The sequence below is a fragment of the Nocardia sp. NPDC060220 genome, assembly GCF_042727815.1.
Lineage (GTDB): Bacteria > Actinomycetota > Actinomycetes > Mycobacteriales > Mycobacteriaceae > Nocardia.
The window spans coordinates 1-8,706 of record NZ_JBHWZY010000230.1; the positions used below are offsets into that span (position 1 = coordinate 1).

The window sequence follows — 8,706 nt, forward strand, 5'->3', positions numbered from 1 at the left end:
GGGCCAGGTCCTTCGGATCGGCGACGATGTTCGCGTCACCGGACAGTTTCGAGGCGATCTTGCGCACTTCCTCGGCGACCCAGTCGTCGCCGACACCGCGGCAGTCGCAGACGAAAAGCCCTTCGGCACGGTCGAGTTCGGTCGCGAGCTCCTGCGGGGTCTCGTGCTCGTTCTTGCCGTCGGTGAGCAGAATCGCGTGCGCCTGCGCGCCGGGGTGCGCGGCGGCGACCTCGCGGGCCAGCGCCAGCCATGAACCCATCGCGGTGCCGCCGTCGGGCCGCAACCGATCCAGGGCTCGCCGGGCCGAGGCGCGATGTGTGCGGTCGGCGGGGGCGGACAGGGTGTTGTCGCTCGGGTAGATCATCCGGGCCGACTCGGTGCCCTCGATGATGGCGAACGCGGTGCCGTCGGGGATCTCGTCGAGCGCGGTGCGGGTGGCGTTGCGCGCGTTCTCGAATTTGCGCTTGTTACCCATCGACCCGGAGCAGTCGATGATCAGGATCTCGAGCCGCGGCGGCGGTGTCGCGACAGCGGCGAGTTCGGGCCCGGTGGTCACCGTCAGCACCGCGTCCACCACGCTCGCACCTTCGGCGAGGAATTCGTTCTGGTCGACGGCGATCGAGATGCCGGCTGTCTCAGGGGAACTCATAACACTCCTGGTTCGGGCGATACGGCAACGGGCACCGGAGCCAGGGCGACGGTGATGTTGTCACTGCCCCCGCTGTTGAGGGCGAAGTCGGCGAGCGCGCGAGCGGCGGCCTGCGGCGACGTCTCGACGGTGAAGCCGGCGAGCGCGACCGCCTCTGGCAGGTAGTTCCACAGGCCGTCGCTGCACAGCAGCAGCGTGCCCGGCTCGGTGGCGAGCATGCGTTGCAGGCAGTTCGCCGACCACGGTGCTTCGCCACCGTCGGCGCCGAGCCAGCGCAGCAGGGTGTGGGCGCGCGGGTCGTTCATCGCCGCAGTCTCGTCGAGGGCGCCCGCGTCGACGAGAGCCTGGGCCCAGGAATCGTCGACGCTGAGCCGGCGTGACGCGGTCGGATCGCCCGCCGCCAGCCAGAATGCCCTGCTGTCACCGACGTTGGCGACGGTGATGTCGGTACCCACGCTGGTCTCGCGCACGATCGCGGAGACGTAGGTGCACGACGGTGCGTACTCGGGGGTGCGTGACATGCCGCGCACCGCGGCGGTCGCCGCCGCCAGGCCCGCCATCGCGGCATCGGAGTCGGCCCTGCCCTCGGCCAGGGCGGCCAGCGCGGCATCGACACCGGTGCGGGCGGCATTGCCGGAGGCCGCCTGCGGATCCTGGGAAGTGGAGACGCCGTCGCTGACCACGATCACCCGGATGCCGTCGCCCTCGCGCACCGCGGCCGCGACCGCGTCTTCGTTGCGGGAGTGGCTGATTCCGCGGTCGGTGAGGACATACACCGCGCCGAGGTCTTCCTCGAAACGATCAGGGACAGGCTTGGGGCTGCCGCATTTGACGCAGTAGCCGCCCTCGTAGCGGCGTTCACCGCAGGTCGAGCACTGCGGCACCGCGACCGGATCGTGCACGGGCAGTGCGACTTTGCGCACGCCGAGTTCGCGACCGCAACCTTCACAGAAGCGGTGTCCCGCCCGCGCCGAGCCCGCGCAGTCGGCACAGCCCGGCGCCGTCACAGGGTGGTCCTGGGGCGCACCGAGTTCGCCTGGTCCACCAGGACGAATCGGGTCCACATGTCGTCGGCCTCGCGCGCCAGTGTCCGCAAGCATCGTTCCAATCCCGTCCGCACGCCCTGCTCGGTGAATTCCACGTCCAACAGCTTGCCTGGTGTCCTCGGTTGCTGTCCCGACCGGATCCAGTTCAGTGCCGCCTCGAGGACGACCATCCGCACCTGCGCGGTGCGTTTGCGCGAGTCGAGGCGCAAGTGGTCGACCCGCTCGCCGGTCCGGCGGAGCAGGTCCTCGTCGAGGTCGGCCGGATCCCGGTACGCCAGTAGCGTTTCGACGGCGGAGAGCCGGGCCTCGGTGAACATCGAGGAGGTGCGGTCGACCTGATCGAGGACCGCCACCGCGCCCGTGCGGTCACCGCAGGCGCGGCGCAGTCGCGCGGCGCCGAAGGCGGCGGACAGATAGGTGTGGTCGGTGCGCCAGACCGTTTCGTAGAGCGCCGGCGCGCGGCCGAGCTCGAAGGCTCCGGTGTCGGGCTGCTCGCCGCGGGCGCCTGCACCGAGCTCCAGGGCGGCCGCCAGCGCGAGTTTGGGAGCGGATTCACCGGGCAGTGCCGCGTAGACGGACTCGAAATCGGCGGCCGCATCGGCATAGTCGCCGGTGAGCAGGGCAGCCTTGGCTCGATACCAGACGGGGCGCCAGTCGAATTCGAGCTCGGCGTCCAAGGCGGCCAGCCGGGTCAGCGCCGCTGCCGCGTCACCCGCTTCGAGCTCGGCGCGCACCAGTCGCAGCGGGATCTCGACCGACTCGCCCGATCCGGTCACCACCGCGCGCAGTCCGGCGGCGAGTGCCCGCTCGAGTTCGGCCGGGGTCGCGGCATCGGTGGTCGCCAGCAGGGCGGCGCCACTGTCGCCGGGGTCGACCAGCGGGGCGGGCAGGCCGGCGATGAGGGCGCCCGGTTCCGGTGTGACGCTGTCGATGCCGAAGACGGCACGGGCGGGACCGAACTGGCTCGACATGCCGGGCCGTGGGATGCCGTCGCCGGTCGCCAGCACCTCGCGCAGCACACCGGTGAGCTGGTCGGCCATTTCGCTCGTCGATGCGAAACGCGCCAGTGGGTCGGGGTCGGTGGACCGCTGCAGGAATCGGTACAGCGAATCATGTTCGGCCAGTACCGGTTCGGTCTCGGGACCGGGGATCGGGCCGAGCTTGCCGTCGACGGAGGGCACTCGCATCATCAGCACGGCCAGTGTGCGGCCCGCGGTGTAGATCTCGGTGGCCACCGTCGGCCCGGTTTCGGCGATCTCGGGTGCCTGGTAGCCGAGGGTGCCGTAGATGGGGCTGGTGCGGTCGTCCATCGCGATGACCGCACCGAGGTCGATCAGCTCGAGGCGTTCCTCGGTCTGCATCACATTGTCGGGCTTGAAATCGCAGTAGGCCCAGCCGCGAGCGTGCAGATAGCCGAGGGCGGGCAGCATTTCCAGCACATAGGCGATCGCCTGCGCGGGCGGCAGATAGCGCTGGGTCTCAGCGCGGTGGGCGCGCAGGATCTGCTTGAGCGAGGTGCCGCCGACATAGGCCATGACGATGTAGCCGACGGGTTCGCCGTCGGCGTCGGCGTGTTCGGTGAAGTTGTGGATCTTGACGATGTTGGGGTGGTCGACCTCGGCGAGGAAACGCCGTTCGGCCAGGGCCGCGGCCAGGGCGTCGGCGTCGCCGGTGTCGATGAGCCCTTTGAGGACCACCCAGCGTTTGTTGACGGCGCGGTCGGTGGCCAGATAGATCCAGCCGAGACCACCGTGGGCCAGCGCCCCCGCCACTTCGTACTGGCCGCCGACGAGATCGCCTGCCCGCAGCCGGGGCACGAAGGAGTAGCGGGTGCCACAGTGCGGGCAGAACCCGGCGGTGCGGCCGGGAACACCGGCCTGGCCGCGCCCGACAGGCTTGTCACACTTGCCGCAGAAGCGGTCGGATTCGGGCACCTGGGGGTCGGTGAGCACCGCCGTGGCCGGGTCGACGCGCGGGACCGGCGGCACTTCGACGAGCCCGGCGCCGAGCCTGCCGCGCGCGGCCGAACGCGCCGAGCCCGAACGGGTTCGGACCGAGCGGCTCGAGGTGCGCCCGCTCGCGCTGACCGTCGACGCGGACGGGCTGTGCATCGGACCCGTCACCGTGGCCGGTGCGGTACCGCAGGTGTCGCAGTAACCGTCGACGATCGTGCCGTCGCACTCGGGTTCGCCACAGGCGCCGGGAACCGGCACGGGTATCGGTGGCGGCTGCGGGTTCGCACTGCGCGGCTGCGCTGTCGTGCGCCCCGATCGGCCGTTGCCCGCGAGGCCGGCCTGCGGTACCGGTGGCGCGCTCGCGACGGGCGCGGTACCGCACAGTGCGCAGTAGCCGTCCTCGATCGTGCCGCCGCACCCCGGTTCACTACACCTCATGCTGTCCGCCCCGCTTTCTCCCCGATGATCGAACGATAGTCCGCGACGGCCCGGGTGACCGCGGCCAGATCGCACGGTGTGCGGGTGAGCAGACCGGCCGCGATCCGGTCGGCGGCGAGCACATCCCGGTCCTCGCTCACTCCGAGCCGCGAGGCCTTCGCACGGTAGGCGGTGAGTCTGCCGCGCAGTTCCGCGCGCCGATCGAGCAGACCACGCGCCAATTCCTCACGCCGTGTGGCCTTTTCGGCAGCGTCGCCTGCCCGCACGCGCAGCGCGAGCAGATGTTCCACTGTCGGCCGATCGGGCGTACCGCCGAGAGTGTCGAGTTCGGTGCGCAATCTCGTGGCCGGTTCGCCGCCATCGGGTAGCTCGCCGGTCGCGACCTTGTGCTGAGCCTGGGTGACGGTGCCGTCGGCGCGATCTTGCCGTTCGCCGAGATCGGCCAACTGTGCGCGCAGGGCGGCGACAGCGCCGGGCAGATCGGCGGCAACGGCGAGATGGTCGCTGTGGCGGGCGGATTCGGTATCGATCAGCGCCGTGAGCGAGGCGAGGGCGCCGGCGATCTCACCCGGCCCGAAACCGAGCGGATCGGTGCCCGCGCGACCCAAGAGCGTGGACAGTGGTTCGGTGGCCGCGTCCAGCGCGCCACGCGCTTGCTCGACGCGCTGTTGCAGCGGGGCGAGTGCGCCGAGCACCTGTTCATCGACCGCCGCGACCTCGTCGGCGAACGGGGCGACGAAGGCGAACGCGGCGCGCATCCGGTCCAGGCAATCGGCGATGCCGACTGTCACGACGGTCTCACTGGGACCGGTCAGGCCGCGCTGCGCCAAGGGGATCGGGATCCGCGCCACCTCGTGCGGGCGACCGCGCAGCAGCTCGGTGAGCCGCCCCCGCGACCGGTCGTCGACCCTGCCGCGACCGGCCCGCACCGCCTGCGCCTCGCCGAGGATGGCGCGCACCCGCCCCAGGTCCTCCCAGAGTTCGCCCAGTGCCTTCTCCACCGGCGCCCACCGACGCGCGGTCTCCCCCGTCGGCGGATAGCGGCGGACCAGGGCCAGGCCGGGGTGGCGGTCCAGTTCCAGCAGGGTCGTGGTCACCGTCGCCAATTCCGCTGTGCGCCCCGCCAGTTCACGATCGATCTCGAGCACGCCGAGCATCGGCCAGCTCATCCGACGTACCGGGGTACCGGCGGCCCCTGCGAGGGGCCCAGAGTCGACAGGTGCTGGGCGTAGATCCGCTGCCAGGTGCCGTCGGTACGGGCGCGGTCGAGCACGCCGTTGACGAAACGCACCAGCTCGTCGCTGCCGCGCGGCACCCCGACGGCGTAAGCGCCCGCGCCGATCGGGTCGCCGACGACCTCGAGATTGTGGTCCTGGGCAACCAGCCCCGCCAGGATCGGCTCGTCCCCGCTGATCGCGTCGACGGTGCCCTGCTGCAGCGCCACCAGGCAGTCGGTCCAATTGGTCACGCCGAGCACGGTGGGTGGGGTCGGCAGCGTGAACAGCGGCGCGGCGGCGGTGGTGCCCTTCGCGACGCAGACCCGCTTGCCCGCGAGCCCGGCGCCGTTGGTGATGCCCGCCCCGTGCGGGGCCGCGATGCGCTGCGCCGCACGGTAGTACACGCTGGAGAAGTCGACCTCACGGCGGCGTTCGCAGGTCGCCGAGAAGGTGCGCACGATCATGTCGACCTTCTTCTCCTGCAACAGCGGGATCCGGTCGGCCGCGGTGACGGAACGCAGTTCGATCTTGTCCGGGTCACCGAACAGATCGCGCGCGATCTCCCTGGCCAGGTCGATGTCGAAACCCTCGAGTTTGCCGGTCGACGGGTTGCGGAACCCGAACATGTAGGTGTTCTGATCGACGCCGACCCGCAGCCTGCCGTTGGCGATGATGGCGGCCATCGCCGACCCCGCGGGCATCGCACCCGGTCGCGGCTGGGTCGTCGGCGCCAATGTCGCTTCGGTATCGCAGGTTCCGGTGCCCTCGGCGGTCGGCGCCGAGGTGATCGCCTCGGCGCCGGGCAGCGGTGGTGCGACGGCGGTGGCGGCGATGGTCGACGGTTCGGGGGCGTCGGCACAGCCCGCGACCAGTGCGACGGCCGCGGCGAGCGTGACCAGCAGTGGACGCCTCACAAGAACTCCTTGAGTCGTGGCCAGAGTCCGGAGATCACCGCGCCGGCCGCGGCCAGCAGCAGGAGCAGGGTGCCGAAGGGGCTGAGGGTCAACGATGTTGCGGCAGCGGCGACACCGTCGCGCAGGTCGTCGCGGGCCTGGGCGAGGTCGTCGCGCAGTTCCTGGTCGAGGCGGGCGAAGCTGGTGGCCGAGCTGTCGGGGCCGGTGCCGATCGCCTGGGTGACCGCGCCGGGATAGTCGGCCTTCTCGTAGGCGGTGCGCTGGGCATTGTGCCCCGCGTTCCAATTCGTCAGCGCGCGTTCGGCATCGGAGTCGCCGCCACCGGCCGCGGTGAGGCGCCCGCGCAGGTCGCCGCTGTGGGTTTGGAAGGCCTTCTCCGTGGCGGTGATGTCGCCGCGGGTGATCAGGGCCAGGGTTTCGTCGGTGCGGGCCTGCTGGGCCAGGATGCGGGCCCCTGCCAGGTTCTCCACGCGCGCTCCGGCGCCGGAACTTCCGTCCTCGAGCAATTGCGCGGCGGTCGAGGTGGCGCCCGCGGTCCACAGCAGCGCCACCAAAGCGGCCAGCGCGGCCAGCGCCAGGCCGGTGTTCACCAGGCGGTTCGTCCGGCGCAGCAACACGATCGACCCGACCAGGCACACCGCGAGGACCAGCAGCAGGAGCACGATGCTCGTCCACGGCAGCGCGCCGATGCGCTGCTGGTCCTCCCGCACCGCGGCGAAGCGGGCCCTACTGAGTTGTTCGGCATTGGGCAGCAGCGATGTCTGCATCAGATCCGAGGCCTGGCGCAGATACGCCGAACCCACCGGGAAGCCCTGACGATTGTTGGCGCGCGCGGTCTCCACCAAGCCCGTGTAGGTCGGCAGGTCGGCGGCGATGCGGGCGACGATCGCCCTGGTCTGCGCGTCGGTGGCACCGGCGGTCGCCTCCGCCAGGGCGGCGGCGGCCTCGGCGAGCGCCTGCTCGTAGGTGTCTCGCACCTGTGGCGATTCGATGCCGCCGGACAGGAAGGCCGTCGCGGCGCCCGCGTCGGCGGCCGAGAGCGAGACATACAGACTCTGCGCGGCGAAGGCCAGCGGCTCGGTCCGATCCAGCACCTGTTCGGTGCGCACGATCTTGGCGTCGAGCTGTCGTCCCGCCGTCGATCCGGCAACCAGGCAGGCCACCGTGGTCACGACGAGGACCACCCCGATCGCACCTGGTGTCGTCGCGGCGAATCGCCGCAGCCACGTCCCCGCGTCACGGATGGTCGCCGGTAGGCGAGATCCCACACCGTCCTCCTTCATCTCCCCGGGCGGTGTCTTCGATCGCGATAGTACGGGAGCCGCTGAAAGTTCGCCCGGGTGAAGGAAATCGGCCGAAACGCGACAGCGAGGAGGCCCGCCACGCGGCCCAGCGACCCGGTGCGGACACGCAAGAATCCACTGCGGCCGATTCCTGACCGCGACAGCCCCCGAATTCGTGGCACAAGATCGTCGACAGTGACCCTCAACGGGTAGGACTACACTCTTTTCCTACGGTGACCCTCGGGTAGATCGGAGTCGACATGTCGAAGTTGATGAACTCCTTGTCCGAAGACGAGTACGTCCTGATCCGCGGCACAAAGAAAGCGCAGATGGCCGATCTCGACGAAGAGGCGCTGATCCGGCTGCATACCCGTGTGCGGCGGGCGCGCAACAAATTCGTCAAGGTGTACCGCCGATCCGGCGCGGCCAAGGTAGAAGCCAAGGGAGCGCGCGGCGCCGGAAAATCGGCGAACACCCATAACGCCGGCAAAGCGGAAGTCTTCGAAAGCGCGCTAAGCAGGGTGAGCCGCCAGCTGGCCACGGCCTCGAAGCGCAATGCCCGCAAGTTGAAGGCCGAGAGGCTCGCCCGCGCCCGCAAGGACGCGCCGTCGTTCAGCGATATCGGCGACAGTGACGGGAAGGTGCGCTCCGCGGGGAAAGCGCGCACCGACGCCACCCGCGAGTCCTCCGGTCGAAAGAAGTTCGAGGCCTCCAGCATCGCCGCGGGGGCACGGCGCCAAGCCGCGAAGGACGGGCGCTAGCTCCGAGGAGAGCTAGCGCTGCCACCGGCCATCCTCAGTAGCGCGCCTAGGCGCCGATGCTCTCCGCGCCCGGCTCCACGCTGGTGCCGGTCTTGCTGAACTGGAGCACGCCGTCCTCGATCGGGGCCTTGTGCATCAGGGTGCGGTCCCGGTAGTAGTTGTTGACCAGTTTCCAGGCACCGCGCGCGCCCTGGCGGGGCATGGCGTCGTTGCCCCGCTGGATGTAGCCCGAGGTGAGGGCGCCACCCATGAGCGACTCGTCGGCGATGTCGTCGGGGTTGGCGTGCACCTCGAAGGTCGTGTAGCCGCGGTCGCGCATGATGTTGAGCACGCGGCACAGGTACGCGGCGGCGAGGTCGGCCTTCAGGGTCCAGGAGGCGTTGGTGTAGCCGATGATCATCAGGAAGTTCGGGATGTCGGAGTACAGGACGCTCTTGTAGGGA

7 protein-coding genes and 1 pseudogene are annotated in these 8,706 nt (G+C 70.5%); 1 reads left to right on the forward strand and 7 read right to left on the reverse strand.

Annotation, left to right across the window (positions count from 1 at the left end):
• The 6 genes from ACFWF3_RS14400 to ACFWF3_RS14425 all read right to left on the reverse strand — a co-directional run.
• Positions 1-649, reverse strand: a 649-nt coding sequence (locus ACFWF3_RS14400; RefSeq protein WP_379314032.1) for a VWA domain-containing protein, incomplete at its 3' end; no start/stop codon positions are given.
• A complete protein-coding gene (locus tag ACFWF3_RS14405; protein WP_379314033.1) occupies positions 646-1,656 on the reverse strand; it encodes a PP2C family protein-serine/threonine phosphatase in 1,011 nt (336 codons plus the stop codon). The genes ACFWF3_RS14400 and ACFWF3_RS14405, both read right to left, overlap by 4 nt.
• A complete protein-coding gene (locus tag ACFWF3_RS14410; protein ID WP_379314034.1) occupies positions 1,653-4,088 on the reverse strand; it encodes a tetratricopeptide repeat protein in 2,436 nt (811 codons plus the stop codon). The genes ACFWF3_RS14405 and ACFWF3_RS14410 overlap by 4 nt, the downstream gene beginning before the upstream one ends.
• Positions 4,085-5,257, reverse strand: coding sequence for a hypothetical protein (locus tag ACFWF3_RS14415; protein ID WP_379314035.1), 1,173 nt, complete (start codon positions 5,255-5,257; stop codon positions 4,085-4,087). The genes ACFWF3_RS14410 and ACFWF3_RS14415 overlap by 4 nt, the downstream gene beginning before the upstream one ends.
• Entirely contained in the window at positions 5,254-6,219 is a 966-nt protein-coding gene (locus tag ACFWF3_RS14420) for a glutamate ABC transporter substrate-binding protein (protein ID WP_379314036.1), read from the reverse strand. Before ACFWF3_RS14420 ends, ACFWF3_RS14415 begins: the two co-directional genes overlap by 4 nt.
• Entirely contained in the window at positions 6,216-7,487 is a 1,272-nt protein-coding gene (locus ACFWF3_RS14425; RefSeq protein WP_379314037.1) for a hypothetical protein, read from the reverse strand. Before ACFWF3_RS14425 ends, ACFWF3_RS14420 begins: the two co-directional genes overlap by 4 nt.
• 275 nt (positions 7,488-7,762) lie before the next feature.
• On the opposite strand from ACFWF3_RS14425, the gene ACFWF3_RS14430 reads away from it, so the two are divergent.
• A complete protein-coding gene (locus tag ACFWF3_RS14430; protein ID WP_379314038.1) occupies positions 7,763-8,263 on the forward strand; it encodes a hypothetical protein in 501 nt (166 codons plus the stop codon).
• A gap of 46 nt (positions 8,264-8,309) precedes the next feature.
• On the opposite strand, the pseudogene ACFWF3_RS14435 reads toward ACFWF3_RS14430, so the two are convergent.
• Positions 8,310-8,706, reverse strand: a pseudogene (locus ACFWF3_RS14435) (FAD-containing monooxygenase EthA); the annotation flags it as partial.